This is a genomic window from Sorangium sp. So ce295 (assembly GCF_051527405.1).
Classification (GTDB): Bacteria; Myxococcota_A; Polyangia; order Polyangiales; family Polyangiaceae; genus Sorangium; species Sorangium cellulosum_B.
This window is the reverse complement of the sequence record NZ_CP150324.1, coordinates 9,178,239-9,194,958: the sequence shown is the minus strand read 5'-3', so window position 1 is coordinate 9,194,958 and position 16,720 is coordinate 9,178,239. Positions and strand designations below refer to the sequence as shown.

The 16,720-nt window shown below is 73.1% G+C and carries 13 protein-coding genes; 9 read left to right on the top strand and 4 right to left on the bottom strand.

The window, feature by feature from the left end:
- The first annotated feature begins 247 nt into the window (after positions 1 to 247).
- The 5 genes from WMF11_RS34835 to WMF11_RS34815 all read left to right on the top strand — a co-directional run bounded on the left by WMF11_RS34835 (position 248) and on the right by WMF11_RS34815 (position 7,894).
- Positions 248 to 1,465, top strand: a complete 1,218-nt coding sequence (locus WMF11_RS34835) for a type II secretion system F family protein (protein WP_437903555.1) — start codon at positions 248 to 250, stop codon at positions 1,463 to 1,465.
- Complete coding sequence (locus tag WMF11_RS34830) at positions 1,465 to 2,928, top strand: sensor histidine kinase (protein ID WP_437973780.1); 1,464 nt, start codon at positions 1,465 to 1,467, stop codon at positions 2,926 to 2,928. The genes WMF11_RS34835 and WMF11_RS34830 overlap by 1 nt, the downstream gene beginning before the upstream one ends.
- Before the next feature lie 362 nt (positions 2,929 to 3,290).
- Positions 3,291 to 3,884, top strand: a complete 594-nt coding sequence (locus WMF11_RS34825; RefSeq protein WP_437973779.1) for an MlaC/ttg2D family ABC transporter substrate-binding protein — start codon at positions 3,291 to 3,293, stop codon at positions 3,882 to 3,884.
- A 78-nt stretch (positions 3,885 to 3,962) separates the two neighbouring features.
- A complete protein-coding gene (locus WMF11_RS34820; RefSeq protein ID WP_437973778.1) occupies positions 3,963 to 6,503 on the top strand; it encodes a tetratricopeptide repeat protein in 2,541 nt (846 codons plus the stop codon).
- 110 nt (positions 6,504 to 6,613) lie between these two features.
- Complete coding sequence (locus WMF11_RS34815; protein WP_437973777.1) at positions 6,614 to 7,894, top strand: aspartate kinase; 1,281 nt, start codon at positions 6,614 to 6,616, stop codon at positions 7,892 to 7,894.
- Positions 7,895 to 7,974: 80 nt separating this feature from the next.
- On the opposite strand, the gene WMF11_RS34810 is transcribed toward WMF11_RS34815, so the two are convergent.
- A complete protein-coding gene (locus WMF11_RS34810) occupies positions 7,975 to 9,675 on the bottom strand; it encodes a hypothetical protein (protein WP_437973776.1) in 1,701 nt (566 codons plus the stop codon).
- Between the two features lie 508 nt (positions 9,676 to 10,183).
- On the opposite strand from WMF11_RS34810, the gene WMF11_RS34805 reads away from it, so the two are divergent.
- The 4 genes from WMF11_RS34805 (at position 10,184) to WMF11_RS34790 (ending at position 12,311) form a co-directional block, all read left to right on the top strand.
- On the top strand, positions 10,184 to 10,393 hold the full coding sequence (locus tag WMF11_RS34805) for a DUF4911 domain-containing protein (RefSeq protein WP_044969590.1): 210 nt from the start codon (positions 10,184 to 10,186) through the stop codon (positions 10,391 to 10,393).
- 7 nt (positions 10,394 to 10,400) lie between these two features.
- A complete protein-coding gene (locus WMF11_RS34800; RefSeq protein WP_437543483.1) occupies positions 10,401 to 11,123 on the top strand; it encodes a hypothetical protein in 723 nt (240 codons plus the stop codon).
- Positions 11,120 to 11,683 carry a TlpA family protein disulfide reductase gene (locus WMF11_RS34795; protein ID WP_437903549.1) on the top strand — a complete coding sequence of 188 codons (564 nt, stop codon included), beginning with the start codon at positions 11,120 to 11,122 and terminating at the stop codon, positions 11,681 to 11,683. Before WMF11_RS34800 ends, WMF11_RS34795 begins: the two co-directional genes overlap by 4 nt.
- Before the next feature lie 241 nt (positions 11,684 to 11,924).
- On the top strand, positions 11,925 to 12,311 hold the full coding sequence (locus WMF11_RS34790; RefSeq protein WP_437301647.1) for a VOC family protein: 387 nt from the start codon (positions 11,925 to 11,927) through the stop codon (positions 12,309 to 12,311).
- A gap of 84 nt (positions 12,312 to 12,395) precedes the next feature.
- Here WMF11_RS34790 and WMF11_RS34785 read toward each other — a convergent pair whose 3' ends face one another.
- From WMF11_RS34785 to WMF11_RS34775, 3 genes are all read right to left on the bottom strand, one after another.
- A complete protein-coding gene (locus WMF11_RS34785; RefSeq protein ID WP_437903548.1) occupies positions 12,396 to 13,238 on the bottom strand; it encodes an SHOCT domain-containing protein in 843 nt (280 codons plus the stop codon).
- Between the two features lie 81 nt (positions 13,239 to 13,319).
- Positions 13,320 to 14,597, bottom strand: coding sequence for an aminotransferase class I/II-fold pyridoxal phosphate-dependent enzyme (locus WMF11_RS34780; RefSeq protein ID WP_437973775.1), 1,278 nt, complete (start codon positions 14,595 to 14,597; stop codon positions 13,320 to 13,322).
- Positions 14,598 to 14,743: 146 nt separating this feature from the next.
- On the bottom strand, positions 14,744 to 16,690 hold the full coding sequence (locus WMF11_RS34775) for a 2-hydroxyglutaryl-CoA dehydratase (protein ID WP_437903546.1): 1,947 nt from the start codon (positions 16,688 to 16,690) through the stop codon (positions 14,744 to 14,746).
- Positions 16,691 to 16,720: the final 30 nt, after the last annotated feature.

The window sequence follows — 16,720 nt, the reverse complement described above, 5'->3', positions numbered from 1 at the left end:
CCCGCCCCCGCCGCGCGGAGACCCCCGCCGGCGCGTGCTGCTCGGCGCGGCGCCCTCTCCCTCCCTCTCTTCCTTCCTCCCCCGTCCCATCGCACCGCCCCCCACCGCCCCCCCTGCCGGATCAGAGAACGCGCCACCGTCTTTGACCCTGGACCGCCTGGAACTTTATCCTGGCCTCCCCCGAGGCGGGGCCGCCCCTGCGCGTCGGCTAGGCCCGTCGTGGATCAGGGAGAAGACCGGGAGCACTATGGCGGAGTTCGTTTGGGAGGCGCGCGGCCGCACCGGAGAGATCCGGAAGGGCACCATGGAGGCCGAGAACGAGGCGGCGGTGCAGAACCGCCTCCGCGCTCAGCAGCTCAACCCCACCCGCGTCAAGAAGAAGGGGGCGCAGCTCAGCCTCAGCCTGAGCTTCGGCTCGGGCGTCGAGCCGAAGGACCTCGTCAAGTTCATCCGCCAGTTCGCGACGATGATCGACGCGGGCCTCCCGCTGGTCCAGTGCCTCGAGATCCTGTCGAACCAGGAGCCGAACAAGGTCTTCCAGGCGGCGCTGAAGGACATCAAGAACACGGTCGAGCAGGGCGCCACGTTCAGCGACGCGCTCCGGCGCCACCCGAAGATCTTCGACGACCTGTTCGTCAACCTCGTCCAGGCCGGCGAGGTGGGCGGCATCCTCGACAGCATCCTGAACCGGCTCGCGATCTACATCGAGAAGCGCGTGAAGCTCGCGCGCCAGGTGCGGGGCGCGCTCGCGTACCCGATCGCCGTCATCGTGATCATGGTCGTCGTCATGGTCGTGCTGATGTCGTTCGTCATCCCGTCCTTCGAGACGATGTTCGCGGAGTTCGGCGCGAAGGACGCGCTCCCGCAGCTCACGAAGATCGTCATCGCCGTCTCGAAGACGTTCGTCACCTACCTCCCGCTCATCGTGGTCGTGGCGGTGGGCGCGGTCGTCGGCGCGACCTACTTCTACCGCTCGCCGTCCGGCAAGCGGATGGTGCACCGCCTCATCCTCAGGCTCCCCATCATCGGCCCGGTCATGCAGAAGATCGCCGTCGCGCGGTTCTCGCGCACGCTCGGCACGCTGCTCGGCTCCGGCGTGCCGATCCTCGACGCGCTCGACATCGTCGCGAAGACGGCCGGCAACGTCGTCGTGGAGGAGGGCCTCATGTACTCCCGCCAGAAGATCTCCGAAGGGAAGAACATGGCCGAGCCGCTCGGCGAGATGCAGGTCTTCCCTGGCATGGTCGTGCAGATGGTCGCGGTCGGCGAGCAGACCGGCGCCCTCGACACGATGCTCAACAAGATCGCCGATTTCTATGAAGAGGAGGTCGACGTCGCCGTCGCCGCGCTGACGTCGCTGCTCGAGCCGCTCCTCATGGTCATCGTCGGCGGCATGGTGGGCGTCGTGCTCATCTCGATGTACCTGCCGATCTTCGATCTCGCCGGCAAGATCAAGGCGGAGTGATGTCGCCCGCGGCCTCCCCGGCGAGCCCGGGCGGCGAGGCCGGGGCGCCGCGAGATCACGCCGAGGCCGCGCCGTCGCGCGACGCCCGCGCCTCGGCGCCGGCGATGCTGCTCCCGTCCGGCGCTCCCGGCGGCGCCGAGGCGCCGCTCGCGAGCCGGCTCACCTGGCTCATCGCGCTGCGCCTCGCGGTGCTCACCGTCTTCCTCGTCGTGACCGCGGCGGTGTACCTCGGCGGCTTCACCCCAGGGAGCTTCTCCAGCAACGTCGCGCTGGTCACGGTCGCCGCCGCGTACGGCGTCTCCGGCATCTACGCCGTGTTCCTGCGCATGAACCGCGCCCTCCGGGCGATCGCGCGGGCGCAGCTCGTGACCGATCAGATCACCTGGACCGCGCTCGTGTACATCACCGGCGGGGCCTCGAGCGGCGCGACGTCGCTCTACGGCCTCACCTGCCTCACGGGGGCGATCCTCCTCGGGCTCCCCGGCGCCATCGTCGCCGCGGCGTCGGGGGCGGCGGCGTACCTCGTCCTGTGCGCGGCGCTCGGGCTGCACCTCCTCGGGGTGCCGCCGGATCAGCCCGTCGGGGCGTACGCGACGCAGTGGGGCGAGCTGCGGTACCCCATGTTCGTCAACCTGCTCGCGATCCTGGTGGTCACGCTGCTCGCGAGCTACCTGGCGGAGCGGCTGCGCGCGACGGGCGGCCGGCTCGTGCAGGCCACCGCGCGGGCGGAGCAGGCCGAGCGGCTCGCGGCGCTGGGCCGCCTCGCCGCGGGGCTGGCCCACGAGATCAGGAACCCGCTCGGCTCGATCGCGGGGTCCATCGAGCTCCTCCGCACGGGCGGGACGCTCTCCGACGAGGACCGCAAGCTCTGCGAGATCATCGAGCGCGAGACCGCGCGCCTGAACGACCTCGTGGGCGACATGCTCGATCTGTCGCGCCCGCGGGTGCCCACGCTCGAGGGCGTGGACCTCTCGGCGACGGCCCGCGACGTCGTCGTGCTCGCGGGGCGCTCGGGCCGCGGCAGCGACGTCGAGGTGCGCTTCGATGGGCCGCCGTCCGCGCCGGTGACCGCCGACGCGGCCCAGATGCGCCAGGTCGTCTGGAACCTCGTGCGGAACGCGATCCAGGCGAGCTCCGCGGGCGCCGTCGTGACCGTGCGCCTCTGGCGCGACCCGAGCGCCTGGCTCCTGGAGATCCGCGACCAGGGGCGAGGCATCCCCGCGGGCGCCCGCGATCGCCTCTTCGACGCGTTCTTCACGACCCGCACGCACGGCATGGGCATCGGCCTGGCCGTGGTGAAGCGGATCCTCGACGATCACGGCTTCGCGATCGAGGTGGACAGCCGCGAGGGCGAGGGCACCGCGTTCCGGGTGAGGGTCCCGGACCGGCCGCCGGAGTCCGGCGGCGCGGAGCGCCTCGCCGTCGCCGCGGAGCTCTCCCCGCGATCGCGCCCGGCGGGCTGACGCGGAGCCCGCGCGGCCGCGGTCGATGCATCGTCACATCGGACGCGTGGCGCTCCGTTCACGCCCCGCTGCGCCGCGCACGAGCTTCTCCGGGCGCCCAGCCGAGATTGCGGTCGAGCCCGCCGCCGCGCGTGAATAGGCCGCCGAGGCGGTCGTCTGCCCCTGGGAGCGGGCCAGTGCAGCCGGATTGCTGTCTCTTTTCGCGGTGTTCATGGAGAGCAGGGGCGGGACGTCGCCAGGCCGCCGGGCCCTGCGTCCGACCTGGCAGGCCGTTTGCGTAGGACCAAGGTGAGCAGTAGAAGCCTCCCGAGGCGCGCTCGCTGCCCGCAGCCATAGAAGGAGAACCATACGTGACACGCAGGATGAACCATCTCTTCGCGGCGGCGTTCTCGCTGCTCGCGCTCACGCTCGGCCCGGTGGGCCTCGCCAGCGCCGGGACGGCGACGGACGTCGTCAAGGCCAGGCAGACGGCCCTGTTCGACCTCCTGAAGAAGGGGGGGGGCGAGAACCAGAAGAAGGTGGGCGCGGTCTTCGACGAGATGCTCGATTACTCGGCGCTGGCGGAGGCCTCGCTGGGCAGCGAGTGGGCCGCGCGGACGGACGCCGAGAAGCAGCAGTTCAGCGAGCTCCTCAAGCAGCTCGTGCGCAAGGCCTACGAGCGCAACCTGAAGAAGACGCTCGACTTCAACGTCGAGTACCTCAGCGAGACTCCGAGCGGTGGCGCCATCATCGTCAAGACCAAGGCCGTCTCCAGGAAGGACGCGCGCGAGGAGCCGGTCGAGATCGCCTTCAAGCTCGCCGAGAAGGGCGGCGTCTGGCGCGTGCAGGACATCGTCACCGAGGGCGTCAGCCTGGTGGGGAGCTACCGCGCCCAGTTCACGAAGATCATCAAGAAGGATGGGTTCCCGGCGCTCCTCCAGAAAATGAAGGACAAGCTCGCCAAGGGCGACGTCTGACCCGCCCCGCCGCGCCTCGTCCGGCGCGATCGCCGTGAACTCGCCTGAAATGCCGCCGGGTTGATACCCTTGGCGGGTATGGCTGCTGGACAGAGGCGCGGCCGGCCGGCGCGCGCGCTGGGCCTTGCGCCGTCGATCCGCGCGCTCGCGCCCGGCGGCGGCGCGGCCCCGCGCCCGCCTGACGACCGTCCTGTCCTCCGGCTCGCCGTCAGCAAGGGCGCGCTCGCCATCGAGCTCGGGGAGCCGTTCGCGCTCGGTCCGCTCCGCGTCACCGAGCTCGTGGTGCGGCTCGCCGGGATCCGGTTCCCCGTCGACCTCTCCGGCGGCGTGGCGCGCTTCCGGCACCGGCGTGGCCAGCTCGTCCGGCTCTCCGTCGAGGCGCAGGGGACCGAGCTCGCCGTCTGGGCCGCGCCGCGGCTCCGCGGCCTCCTCGGCGACGGCGCGCCGCAGCTCATCATCGCGCCCATCGAGGACGGCGCGCTGGTCGCGCTGCGATCCGGCGAGACGGCGCTCGCGTTCGACGTCGCCGTGGCCCCGGGGGAGCGCGCGCTCAGGCTCCTGCCGGAGCGCGCCCGCGGCATCGGCCTCGCCGCCCCGCCGCACGCGCTCGCGCTGCAGGCGCTCTCGATGATGGCGGGTACGCACGGGCGCCTCGTCGAGGGCGCGATCGTTCTGGACGCCGCGGTCGAGCGGATCGTCCGCCTGCTCCTGCCCGCGGCGGGCGCGAGGGCGCCCGCCGTGGACGGGGTGCAGTGGGCCGTGGTCACCGCGGAGGCGGGCCGCTTCCGCGCCGAGGGCGCGCTCGGCGCGGCGCCGCCCGCGCTGGGCGACCGCGCGCTCAGGGCGCTCGAGGCGGCCGAGCTCGCGGGCGCCGCCGACGAGCTCGCGTTCGCGGGCGGGCTCGACGAGGCGCGGCGCGCCTACCTCGCCGCGCTGGAGCGCGCCCCGCGGCACCCCGAGATCTCCTCGCGCCTCGCCTGGCTCGACCTCGTGATCGGCGAGCGCGCCGAGGGGGCGCTCTCGACCGTCGTCGACGCCATGCCCGCCGTGGACGCCGGCCTCCTCGGCGGCGCGCTCCTCGAGGCGGTCGGCGATCATGACGGCGCTTTCTCCGCGCTCGCGCGCGCCGCGCACGCGGAGCCTTACGGCCCGCTCGCCGCGCTCGCGTGGCTGCGCGCGGCGGCGCTCGCGGACGCCGTCGACGTGCGCCTCGACGCGCTGAACCTCGGCGTGGCGCGCGCGCCCGGGATCGAGGCGCTGCGGTGGGCGCGATTCCACGCGCGGCTCGACGTCGCCGACGTGCGCGGCGCGCTCGCCGACGCCGAGCACCTCGAGGCCTCCGCGCGCGGCGCCGAGGCGCGCCACGCCGTGTCTCGCCGGGCCGCGGAGGCGTTCCTCGCGCGGGGCGACGTCGCCGACGCGCGGGTGCTCTTCGAGCGGGCGCTCCGCTACGCGCCGGAGAGCCCCGACGTGGTCGCGGGCCTGGCGCGCTCGCTGCGGGCGGCGGGGGAGGGGAGGCGCGCGCTCGACCTCCTCGCCCGGGCGCGCGCCCTCGCCGCGCGCAGCGGCGCGCCCGCGTGCGCGCTCGATCTCGAGCTCGGCCGCGGCCTCGCGGAGATCGCGGGGGATCTCCCGGCGGCGATCGCGCGCGTGCGGAGCGTCCCGCCCGGCGTGCCGGAGGCGCTGGAGGCGCGGCTGCTCGAGGGCCGCTGGTGCGCCGGGCTCGGCGATCTCGGGGGAGCGTCGGTCGCGCTCGGGCGGCTGCGCGACGCGGTGGAGCTCGCCCTCCAGGGCCGCGCGGACGACGCGGGCCCCGCTCGCGCGAGGGGAGCGCCGTTCGGCGACGGCGCCGCCGCCGTCGCGGCCCTGCTCGCCGAGGCCGCCGAGATCGAGGAGCGAACCCGGGGGGATCTCCTCGCGGCGCAGCGACAGCTAGGCCTTGCGCTGCGCCTCCGGCCGCGCGATCCGGGCATCACCGCCGCGTTCCGCCGCGTCTCGGGCGAGATCGCGCCGCCGGTCGCGCCTGCCCCGGCGGCGCCGCCCGGCCCGGTCCAGCGGCCCCGCGCCGAGCAGCGGATCGAGGTCCACGTCGCCGCCCCGCGCCGGCGCACGATCCCGCCCGAGCCGGTGGTGATCGCTCCGGCGCCGATCAAGCCTCCCCCTGTCCCCCGCGCGCCGGCCTCCCCGCCCAAGCCCGCGCCGATCGACCCCGGGACCATCGACGAGATGCCCACGCTCGATGGGTCCGACACGTCGACCGACCTCACGGCGCCCATCCCCAGCAGCGTCACGCTGGCGGAGGGGCAGGTGCCGCTGGCCCGCGTGTTCGGCGTCGACGACGAGCTCCTGGCCGAGCGGCTGGCCGATCGGCTCCGCGCCGATCCCGCCGACCAGGGGGTGGCGATGGCGCTCGCCGATGTGCTCGAGCGGCTCGGCCGCGATCTCGATCTCCTCGCCCTGCTCTCGGCGCGGATGGAGGAGGGGGACGACGCCGTCCGCCTGGAGGTCGCGCCGCGGCGGCGCGACGTGCTCGCGCGGCTCGCTGCTCGGGCGCGGGCCGAGGGGCGCGACTCCGAGGCGGAGCTCTACGAGATGCTGCTCCAGAGCGAGCTCGCCTGAGCGCTTCCTCGCGGCCGCGCCCTCGCGGCGGAGGCGCGCGCTTGGCCCACGCGCCGCGCCCGTGATAGCCCGAGCTCTTGCGCAGCGCGCGCAGCGCTTGGAGGTGCAGCATGGCCGAGCAGCCGTCGAACCGCGCCCAGCAGGAGGGCTCGCCGTGCGAGCCGGGCGCCTCGCCCGCGAAGGCGGGCCGTCCGATCATCGTGCAGAAGTATGGCGGCTCATCGGTCGCCGACGTCGACAGGATCGGCAAGGTCGCCGAGCGCGTCGTCGCCGCGAAGCGCGCCGGCAACGACGTCGTCGTCGTGGTCAGCGCGATGGGCAAGACCACCGATGGCCTGCTCGCGCTCGCCCGGCAGGCGGCGAGCGCGGCCGCGGATCCCCCCCGGCGCGAGCTCGACATGCTGCTCTCGACCGGCGAGCGCGTGTCGATGGCGCTCCTCTCGATCGCCATCCAGGCCCGGGGCTTCGAGGCGATCTCGTTCACGGGCTCCCAGTCCGGCATCCTCACGAACGATCGCCATTTCGACGCGCGCATCATCGAGGTCCGCCCGTTCCGCATCGAGGACGAGCTCGCGCGCGGCCGCATCGTGATCGTCGCCGGCTACCAGGGGATGAGCTACCGCCGCGAGATCACGACGCTCGGCCGCGGGGGCTCCGACACCACGGCCGTGGCGCTCGCGGCGGCGCTGGGCGCCGAGCGCTGCGAGATCTACAGCGACGTCGACGGCGTGTACTCGGCCGACCCGCGGGTCGTCCCGGACGCCCGTCACCTGCCCGAGCTCGACTGCGCGGTCCTCCAGGAGATGGCCGAGTGCGGCGCGAAGGTCGTCTGCGCCCAGGCGGTCGAGTGGGCGCGGCGCTCCGGCGTGGCCCTGGTCGCGCGGTCCACCTTCGACGCCGGCCCCGGCGCGCGGGAGACGGTGGTGCGCCGGTTCGCGCCGGGCTCGGCGCCTCCGGCGCTCGCGGCCCGCGCGATCGTCGCCGAGGGCAACGTCGTCCTCGCGCGGGCTGACGGCGGGCTCCGGCTCGACGAGGTCCTCCGCGCGGCGGGCGAGCTCGGGCTGGGCTTCCGCGATCTCTCCTTCGGTCACGGCGGCGGCGCGTTCGTGATCCCCCTCCTCAACGTGCCTGAGTGGCAGGGGGCCAGGCGAAAGCTCGCCGCGCTGCTGCCGTCGCTCGAGCTTGTCGAGGGGCTCGCGGCGGTCAGCGTCGTCGGCGACGGGCTCTCCGCGACGGCGGAGCCGCTCGCGCGCTTCGTGGAGGTCCTCGCGCGCGCCGGCATCGCGCCTCGGTTCACGATCGCGGGCCCCCTGCGCCTCGGCGCCCTCGTCGACGCCGCGGACGTCGCGGCCGCGCAGCGCCTGCTGCACGCGTCGTTCGTCGGCGGCTGAGCGCGCCGCTCGCGAGGCGGGCGATGTGCGAGCGCGGCGAGCCGGCGCTCGCGCGCCGCCCGCGAGGCGGAGGACGACCGTCAGTGCTTTCTCTGTCGCGTGAGCGCGACGAGCCCCGCCCAGCACGCGACCCACACGACCTCGCGCGACGCGTCCCAGGCGATCGCCGCCGGTCCGATCGACGTGGCCTCCTCCTCGGGGGCGCCGGGGGGCGTCGCGCCGAGCTCGGCGACGAGCGTCGGGGCGGCGTTCGACGGCACGTGGACCAGCTGCGCCCGGCGCTCGCCCTCGCGCGCGACGAGCGCGAGCAGCGGCGACGCCTTGTGGTCGCCGGCGAAGGCGAGGGCGACGACCACCGCGAGCCCTTCCAGCACGCGGAAGGTCTCGCCGCCGTTGCGCGACACGCAGAGGAGCCCGGCGCCGGAGATCGCGATCGAGCGCCCGCCGGCCGCCGCTGCGAGCCTGCAGTCGTCGGCCTCGGCCGCGCGCCGCGCCGCCCCCGACAGCGGCACGACCGGCGAGCCTTCGTCGTCGCCGCGGAGCCGCTCGAGCTGCGGTCCTTCGGCCGCGCTCGTGAGCGCGACGATCACCCCCTCGCTCGCGCTCATCCGGAGCACGCCGTCCCGCAGCGCGGGCCCGGGCGACAGGGAGAGCGCGCCCTTCGACGGCGTCGGCGCGCCGTCGCGGCGCGGCGAGCCCGCGGCCACGGCGGAGGCGGTCTCCGGCGGCGAGACGACCGCGCCGGCCGCGGGCGACCACAGCGTCTTGCCGGCCAGCACCCACAGGCGCCCCGGCGTCGTCGCGAGCGTCACCGGCGCGCCGCCCGAGCCCCACGCGCCGAGCGTGCTCGCGCTCTTCCCCCGGTCGTCGCTCAGCAGCAGGTTGCCGCGGCGCGTGGCGATGAGGATCGCGCTGTCCGACAGCGCGATCGAGGACGCCGACGTGTCGATGCCGGCGCGGCGCGCGGAGAGCGCCCCCGCGTCGACGACGAGCACGGCCCCGCGCTCGCCGCCCGCACGCTCCGCGCGGCGCGGGCGACCTCCCGATCGCGCGGCGGGCTCGCTCGTCAGCCCGGGCTCTGCGCCGGCGCTGCCCGCGACGACGTAGCCGCCGGCCACCGCGAGCGTGCCGCACGGGACGGCGGCGCCCGCGTCCTCGACGACGACCCAGGGCAGCGCATCCCAGACGGGGGCCTGGTCGTCGGGGAGATCGGGCAGCTCTGCGAGCAGATCTTCGCCCTCGTACGCGCCGTCCTGATCCGCGTCGAGCGCCGGCAGCTCCCCCTCGTCCACGTCGTCCGCCGGATCCTCTCCCGTCCCTTCCGCGCCGCCGTCGTCGCCGTGCGCCCCGCCGTGATCGTCGAGATCGTCCTGCTCGGCGTCGCTCTGCTCGACGGCCTCATCGGACAGCCACGTGCTCGCGTCGGCCTCCGCGATCCCCTCGTGGAGCGCCCCGACGTCGACGCCTTCTTCCGCGGGCTCGTCCTCCCCGGTCCCGCCGTCGTCCATGGCGAGCTCGACGCCGATCTCGAGGTCGCTCGCGTTCGCGTCGTCGAGCCCCTGCTCCGCGTCGTCGAGCGTCTGCAGGAGATCGTCGAAGCCCTCGTCGCCCCCTTCTTCCTCGTCGTGCCCGAGCGGCGGCAGGTCGATCAGCTTGCCGTCGTTCTCGTCGTGCTCGTCGTGCTCGCGCTCGTCGTCATCGACGGCGGTCTTCGGCTGCGGCGCCGGGCACGTCTCGCGGCGCTCCTCCATTCGCTCGCTGCAGGCTCGTGAGGCTGACATCGGCGGGAGTGTAGCGCCCCTCGCGGCGCTTTCGCCCCGCGCGGCGATCCCCGAGCGCTCCGTGGGCCCCAGAGCCCGCCTGCCCCGGCTCGCGGCGGTGGCTCTCGTCGGCTCCCGTCGGCTCTCGTCGGCTCTCGTCTGGCTCGGGCCCGCGGCCTGTCGCCTCCCGACGACGCCGCCGGCGAGCCGCCCGTGCGAATCAAGAGGGGTGAAGGTGAGCGGCCCGACGATCTCGCGCCGCTTTGGCGGGCGCGAGAACGCCGCGGGGCCCGCGGATCGAGGGAGGGACGCGGCCTCTTGACGCGGCGAGGGGGCTGGCCATCCCCGCCGGGTGTGCCCGCTGGATCCCTCCGGCGAGCGGTGCTTAGCTCCGCCGTCCATGGGCCGGAACGACAGCAATTCCAGGCGAGTCGCGTCCGCGTCTCCGGCCGGCGGACAGCCCTCGGGGGCCGCGGGGCAGCTCGGGCCTGCGCGCGGCCCCCTCTCGATCGCGGATGCGAGCGCCGGGATGCTGGTGCAACACGTCCTGGTCCATCCAGCGGACGTCGTGTTCGTGAAGAGCATCGTCGAGGCGAGCGACGGCGTCGCGCTGCTGTTCGCGGATCGCGGCGGAGAGATCACGCTCGCGGCGCCGCTCGGACGGGGCGACGAGTTCGCCGAGCTCGTGCGCGATCTGGAGCGCGACGTCGGGGCGCGTCGCCGCGACGCGCTGCGCTGAGGGTGGCATGACGGAGCGCCGCGACCCGAGCTCGGTCGATCTCACCCAGGAGCCCTCGCTGGACGCCGCCGCGCCCGACGGCGCGGCGCAGGGCCTGCCCGCGTCGTCGGGCGCGCTGCTCGACCCGCGCATCCTCGCCGCCTGGCGGGAGTGGCTCGCCGCGCTCGCGACCGACGCCGAGGCGGCCATCGCCGCGGCCCACGTGTACGGGGAGCTCGGCCCCGAGGCGCGCGAGGCGTGGCTCGACGTCCTCGCGGAAGACGCGCCCAAGCTGCAGGTGCCCGCGGTGGCGATCTATGCGCCGCTCCTGTCGGTCGAGAGCGACGCCGGGCGCCGCGAGCGGATCGAGGTCGCGATCGAGGGGGGGGAGCACGCACCGCGCCCGGCGGGCGGCTTCGCGCTGCGCGGCGTCGCCGCGGGGGGCGATCGCGTGGTGGCGCTGGTGACGCCGCTCTACCTGCGCTTCGTGCGGGTGCTCTGGTGTCGCTATCTCCCCGAGGATGGCATCGCCTGGGCGCGGCACGATCCCATCGTCCGCGCGGAGGACGCCCCGGGTCCGGGGATCCTGCTCGACGGCGCGCAGCTCGAGGCCACGCCGATCAAGCTGGTCATCGAGGAGCTGTGCCATGCCGTCCTGGCGCAGCGGCGCAAGGGCGCCGAGCTCCCACCCTCGCTGCAGCTCTGCGCTGATCTCTTCGACGCCCACCTGGAGGGTGATCCGCTGCCATGAAGCCGCTCGCGCCGGTCTGCACGCCGCTCTTGCTGCTCGCGATCGGCTGCGGTGGGGGCGGCGACGCCGTCCGGGAGCCGGCGGCGGGGCCGCCGGTCGCCGCGGCGGCGCCGGCGCCTGGCCCGGTGCGGAGCTTCTCGTACGAGACCCTCGACGGCCGCGAGCTCTCGACCGGGTCGCTCTCGGGCAGGTTCAGCGTGATCGGCTTCGTCGCGACCTACGATGTGGCGTCTCAGGCGGAGGCGCGGTTCCTCGCGGGGCTGTTCCGCGATCACACGCCGCGCGTCAACGCGGCGCTCCTGGTCCTCGAGGCGAGCGAGAACCGGCCGCTCGTCGAGGCCTTCGTCGCGGCGCTCAAGCTCCCGTACCCGGTGGCGCTCGCGGACGCCCCGACGATCGCCGGAGAGGGGCCCTTCGCCGGGCTGCACCACGTGCCGAGCGTCGTCGTCCTCGACGCAGGGGGCCGGGAGGTCTTCCGGCACGTGGGTCTCATCACCCAGGAAGCGCTCGAGGAGGTCCTCCGCGGCCTCGAGCGCGCGAGCGCGCGCCCCGCGCGGTAGGCAAGGCAGCGCCGACCGCCGAACACCGCGGCGCCGGCCAGAAGCCTGCGTGTGGACGGATGGTGCGTTTGACGCGCGAGCGGCCCTGGTGCGCAGTGCCGAGTTCCTGCTGAAGATGGCAATTCCGTGTCGCCCATAGGAATGCTGTGCACAGCCGCGCCTGGTGCGCCTCGCTGCGAGGAGAGGCGCAGTCCTTTTCTTCAGCTGGCGCGCGTCTGTCTGGGCGATGATGGCGAGCATGATGATCGACCACATCGGTTTTCCAGTCTCGGATTATGAGCGGAGCAAGGCCTTCTATCTGGCGGCCCTGGCCCCCCTTGGCTACGGGCTCGTGATGGAGATCACGCCCGAGATGACCGGGGAGGCGGGCACCCACGCCGGCCTGGGGCCTGAGGGGAAGCCGGACTTCTGGATCGGCACGGGAACCCCGCTTCAGGGCGGCTTGCACGTCGCCTTCGTCGCGAAGACGCGGGCCGACGTCGATGCGTTTTACCGGGCCGCGCTCGCTGCTGGAGGCGTCGACAACGGTCCGCCGGGGCTACGGCCGCAGTACCACCCGGGCTACTACGGCGCGTTCGTGCGTGATCCTGATGGGCACAACATCGAAGCGGTCTGTCACGGCGGGTGACGGCTGACGGAGCATGGCGAGCGCTCCTCTCCGGCGCTCGCCGCCCGCTCCTCCTCGCCCTCGGCGACCGTCCTTGCCTCGTGCTCAGAGCCTGCCGAGGAGCTCTGCCTTCTTCGCAGCGAACTCCTGCTCGGTGATGAACCCTTTTTGCCGCAGATCGGCGAGTCGCTCGATGGCGGCGAAGATATCCCCTTCCTGCGCCGGAGCAGGGCGGGGGAGGGCGGCGTCCGCCTGCGCCGGAGCGGCCGCTTGCGCCGGAGCGGGCGGGGCGATCGGCGCCTGCTTCGCGGCAAGGTCGCCGGAGATGATTGGCAAGCTCAGCACGCTCACCACGCCGTACTGGCTGGTGAACGTCACGGACGACCCCGACCCCTGCTGCTGCGACACACCGCCGATCTGGTGATCGAGCGTGTCATAGACGCTGACGCGCCCGTTGACCTCGACGGCCAGGCGCCGCGCGCCGGGGAAGTAGGCATATCGGACGTTGTTCTGCGATCCGCTGGAGCTCGGCACGCCGAGCTCCCCGGGCCACCAGCTGCCCGAGCCCCCTCCCGACCCCGGGACGAACAGGCTGACCGGCGATCCCCCAAAACCTCCACTGCCACCTTGCTGCTGCTGCTGACCGCCCTGCGATGGATAGCTCGCGGGCGCTGGAACGAACGGCTGGCTGGCCAGCAGGCTGGACAGCTCGGAGCACAGGCCGTCCACCTTGGCCTTGAGACCGTTGTTGAACATGTCCCCGACCATGGTCATGCCGCCCTGCATCCACTGACCGCCGCCGCCCAGCTCGGGGTGGTAGAACTGCGCCATCGTTCCATGGCCGTTCACGAGCGCCTGCAACAGCGTCATCACCGCGTCGGTGCTGACGAAATAGCGCTGTGACAGGTCGGAAATTCTCTGCTGACCTTCGAGGGTGAGTTGCTGCATGGTGAGGCGCTCCGGGAGGAAGCGCCCACCCTTGCACTGCGGTGCGTCGATCGCAATGCGGGCGAGCGACGATGACGGCGATCAGCCAGCGAGCTTGCGGACGCTCGCGAGCTGGACACAGACCGCGACGACGTCCATCGCGACGCGGATCTGATCCAGCGGCGGCATCGAGGGCGCGACCCGGATGTTGCGGTCGCGAGGATCGCGGCCGTACGGGTAGGTCGCGCCGGCGCCGGTCAGCTTCACGCCCGCCTTGTTGGCCAGGCGCACCACCTCCTTCGCACAGCCGTCGAGGGTGTCGAGGCTGACGAAGTAGCCGCCGCGCGGCGAGGTCCAGGTGGCGATGCCCTTGCCGCCGAGCTCGCGCTCGAACGTGGTCGTCACCGCCTCGAACTTGGGCCGCATGAGCTCGGCGTGCCGCTGCATGTGGCTCAGCAAGCCCTTGTAATCCTTGTAGAACCGCACGTGCCGCAGCTGGTTCACCTTGTCCGGACCGATGGTCTGGATGCCGAGGTGCTTCTTCGCGTCCGCCACGTTCGCGGGGCTCGACGCCATGGCGGCGACGCCGCTGCCGGCGAACGAGATCTTCGACGTGGAGGCGAAGACGATCGGCCGGTTCGGGTGGCCCGCGGACTGGCACGCCGGCACGATGTTCGCGAGCGGGTCGCCCTCGGCGTAGAGGTCGTGGACCGCGTAGGCGTTGTCCCAGAAGAGGCGGAAGTCCGGGGCCGCCGTCTTCATGGCCGCGAGCCGGCGCACGACCTCGGGGCTGTACGTGGTGCCCGTGGGGTTGGAGTACTTCGGCACGCTCCACATGCCCTTGATGGCCGCGTCCTCGGCGACGAGCTTCTCGACCTGATCCATGTCCGGCCCGTCGTCGCGCAGGTCGACCGTGATCATCTCGATGCCGTGGTGCTCGCAGATCGCGAAGTGACGATCGTAGCCAGGGCTCGGGCACAGGAACTTCACCTTGGGCTGCTTCAGCCAGGGGCCGCTGCCGTCGGGCACGCCGTGGACGAGCGCGCGGACCACCGCGTCGTGCATCATCGTCAGGCTGCTGTTCCCGCCGACGATGACCTGCTCCGAGGGGACCTCGAGCATCTCGGCGAAGATGGCCTTCATCTCGGGCAGGCCGTCGAGGCCGCCGTAGTTGCGGGTATCCGAGCCGTCCGAGGCGATGAGGTCGCCCGCGCCGGGCAGCGCGAGCATGCCGTTCGCGAGGTCGAGCTGCTCGGACGACGGCTTGCCGCGCGTCATGTCGAGCTTGAGGCCGCGGGCTTCAAAGGCAGCAAAACGCGCCTCGAGCTCACGGGTGAGCGAGGCAAGAGCATCGGGAGACAACGAGCGCAGTTCGGTCATGGCGCGCGATATCTAGCAGAATTTCGCGCGTGCGTCGCGGCCGGACGGCGCGCGGCGGGCGGGGCGGCGCGGCGCAGCGCGCCGATCGCGGAAAGGCCGAGGGGGCCGCCGGGCGAGCTGCGCCCGGCGGCGTCCGCCTCTCCGCGTTACTCGGCGGCGATGGGCTCCACGCTGTTCGCCCCGTGGCTCACGTGGCGCACCTCGGGGTTGTTCTCGAAGTACGCCTTGCCGGCGAGGCGCTTGACCAGCGGGCTGAACCGCTCCGCGGCCTTGCCGCCGACGATGTCGCGGATCAGCGCGACGTCCTCGCGGGCCCGGGCGAGCGTCTCCGGATCCGTGAGGAAATCCTTGGCCGCCTTCGCCTTGGCCGGGGCGGCCATCACGGCGTCGCGGAGCGCGCCCGCCGCCGCCTTGGCCTTGCCCACGGCGCGCTCGGCGGCCGTCTGCTTGATGAGCGGCGCCACCTCGTAGACCAGGTTGGCGGCCGAGCCGGCGACGCGGTGCGGCGGGTGGTGGAGCGGGCTCGCGTACTTCGGGTTCCTCGCGAGGAACGCGCGCACCTCGGCCTCGGTGACGCCCGCCTCCTCGTAGGCGCGGGTGAGCTCCTGCTCGGCCAGGATGCGCGCCTTGAACATGTACATCTGGATGCGCGAGTAGAAGTTGGTCGCGCCGTCGCCGCTCGTCTCCACCGCGCAGAAGATCGTCCCGGGGTAGCGCGACGTGATCAGCGACTGGACGCCGTCGGAGACGCCCGAGGAGGGCATGCAGCCGAACGGCTTCACGCTCACCGTCACGTGCGCCTTCGACTTCACGGCGTTCACGATGAGCTTGCCGACCTCCATGTGCCCCTCGCCGCCGCGGAGGTCGTTCGAGTAGTAGTCCTTCGCCACCTCCGCCACGAGCTCCATGTCCGGAAGGTGGTAGTCGAGCAGGCCGAGCGGCAGCGCGAACGCCTGGAAGCCGACGCGCAGCGCGCCCTCGGCGAGGCGCATCGTCGCGAGGCGCTTCGCCACGCCGAACTCGTCCAGGCTGGCGAGGCCGTAATTGCCCTCGTCGGCGCCGCGCAGGTCGCGCCGCTCGCGGGTGTCTCGGGCGCACTCCCAGATGTTGTAGAGCAGCCACGCCGTCGTGAGCTGGATGTCGTTCTCGCCGCCCTCGCTCTCGAGGAACTTCTGCAGGGCGTAGTTGCCGTCGCCCTCGGTCGTCATCGCCCAGAACTCGCCGATGATCGACGTCTTCGCCTTGGGCCGGAGCTTGTCCACCTGGACGCCCTCGAACTCCTTGCGCGCCTCGTAGAGCGCCTTGAACACGTTCGTCTGCTCGAAAAGCGCCTTGTAGAGGATGCGCTTCGCGTTCTCCATCGCGCGGTTCGTCGCGCCCGGCTCGACCTCGTAAGGCCGGATCCGGTAGCCGAGCGCGTTCAGCGTGTCGCCGCAGACGATGGCCTTGATGATCGCGATGAAGAAGGCGGGGTTCATCTCGAGCCCGACGTCGTCGCCCGTCGCCTGCGAGAGCCCGCCCGTCTGCTGGAAGAGCATGACCCGGAAGCCGTCGAAGCCGGCGTCGCGGAGCGCCTTCCTGTACTCGGTCACGTACATGCCGAACCGACAGGGCCCGCACGCGCCCGCCGTCAGGAACACGTAGTTCTTGATGATGTCCTCGGTCGACATCCCCTGCTTGTCGCGCAGGTCGATGAGGTACTTCACGAGGCCGCCGACCGTGAAGTACGTCGGGTTGCACTGGCCGCGGTTGCCGAACTCCTTGCCCGTCTGCAGGCCCGCGTTGTCGCTCATCCCGAAGTAGTGGACGTTGTAGCCGAGGCCCTTCAGCGCGCCCTCGCACAGGAAGTCCTGCGCGGCGGTGAGGCCGCTGATGAGGAGCGTCACGCTCTCGCGCTCCTTCTTGGTCATCTTCGGCTTGAGCATGTTGTCGACCCACTGGCGCCGCTCGGCCTTGAGCCCGAGCCGCTCCCGCTCGGCCTCCTCGAAGGCCCTGAGCTCCGCCTCGATGTCGACGTCGGTCTTGTTGGATCGCGCCTCGCCCACCAGAGGAAGGCGCGTCTTCTGCGTGGTCGTCGTGCTCGTATGTTGCATGGCGTGGCTTCCCTTCGCTTGGATGCTGGA

Excerpts from the sequence above, each read along its gene's own strand:
- WMF11_RS34835 (WP_437903555.1), top strand. The coding sequence starts at position 248 with ATGGCGGAGTTCGTTTGGGAGGCGCGCGGCCGCACCGGAGAGATCCGG.
- WMF11_RS34830 (WP_437973780.1), top strand. The coding sequence starts at position 1,465 with ATGTCGCCCGCGGCCTCCCCGGCGAGCCCGGGCGGCGAGGCCGGGGCG.
- WMF11_RS34825 (WP_437973779.1), top strand. The coding sequence starts at position 3,291 with ATGAACCATCTCTTCGCGGCGGCGTTCTCGCTGCTCGCGCTCACGCTC.
- WMF11_RS34820 (WP_437973778.1), top strand. The coding sequence starts at position 3,963 with ATGGCTGCTGGACAGAGGCGCGGCCGGCCGGCGCGCGCGCTGGGCCTT.
- WMF11_RS34815 (WP_437973777.1), top strand. The coding sequence starts at position 6,614 with ATGGCCGAGCAGCCGTCGAACCGCGCCCAGCAGGAGGGCTCGCCGTGC.
- WMF11_RS34810 (WP_437973776.1), bottom strand. The coding sequence starts at position 9,675 with ATGTCAGCCTCACGAGCCTGCAGCGAGCGAATGGAGGAGCGCCGCGAG.
- WMF11_RS34805 (WP_044969590.1), top strand. The coding sequence starts at position 10,184 with ATGCTGGTGCAACACGTCCTGGTCCATCCAGCGGACGTCGTGTTCGTG.
- WMF11_RS34800 (WP_437543483.1), top strand. The coding sequence starts at position 10,401 with ATGACGGAGCGCCGCGACCCGAGCTCGGTCGATCTCACCCAGGAGCCC.
- WMF11_RS34795 (WP_437903549.1), top strand. The coding sequence starts at position 11,120 with ATGAAGCCGCTCGCGCCGGTCTGCACGCCGCTCTTGCTGCTCGCGATC.
- WMF11_RS34790 (WP_437301647.1), top strand. The coding sequence starts at position 11,925 with ATGATCGACCACATCGGTTTTCCAGTCTCGGATTATGAGCGGAGCAAG.
- WMF11_RS34785 (WP_437903548.1), bottom strand. The coding sequence starts at position 13,238 with ATGCAGCAACTCACCCTCGAAGGTCAGCAGAGAATTTCCGACCTGTCA.
- WMF11_RS34780 (WP_437973775.1), bottom strand. The coding sequence starts at position 14,597 with ATGACCGAACTGCGCTCGTTGTCTCCCGATGCTCTTGCCTCGCTCACC.
- WMF11_RS34775 (WP_437903546.1), bottom strand. The coding sequence starts at position 16,690 with ATGCAACATACGAGCACGACGACCACGCAGAAGACGCGCCTTCCTCTG.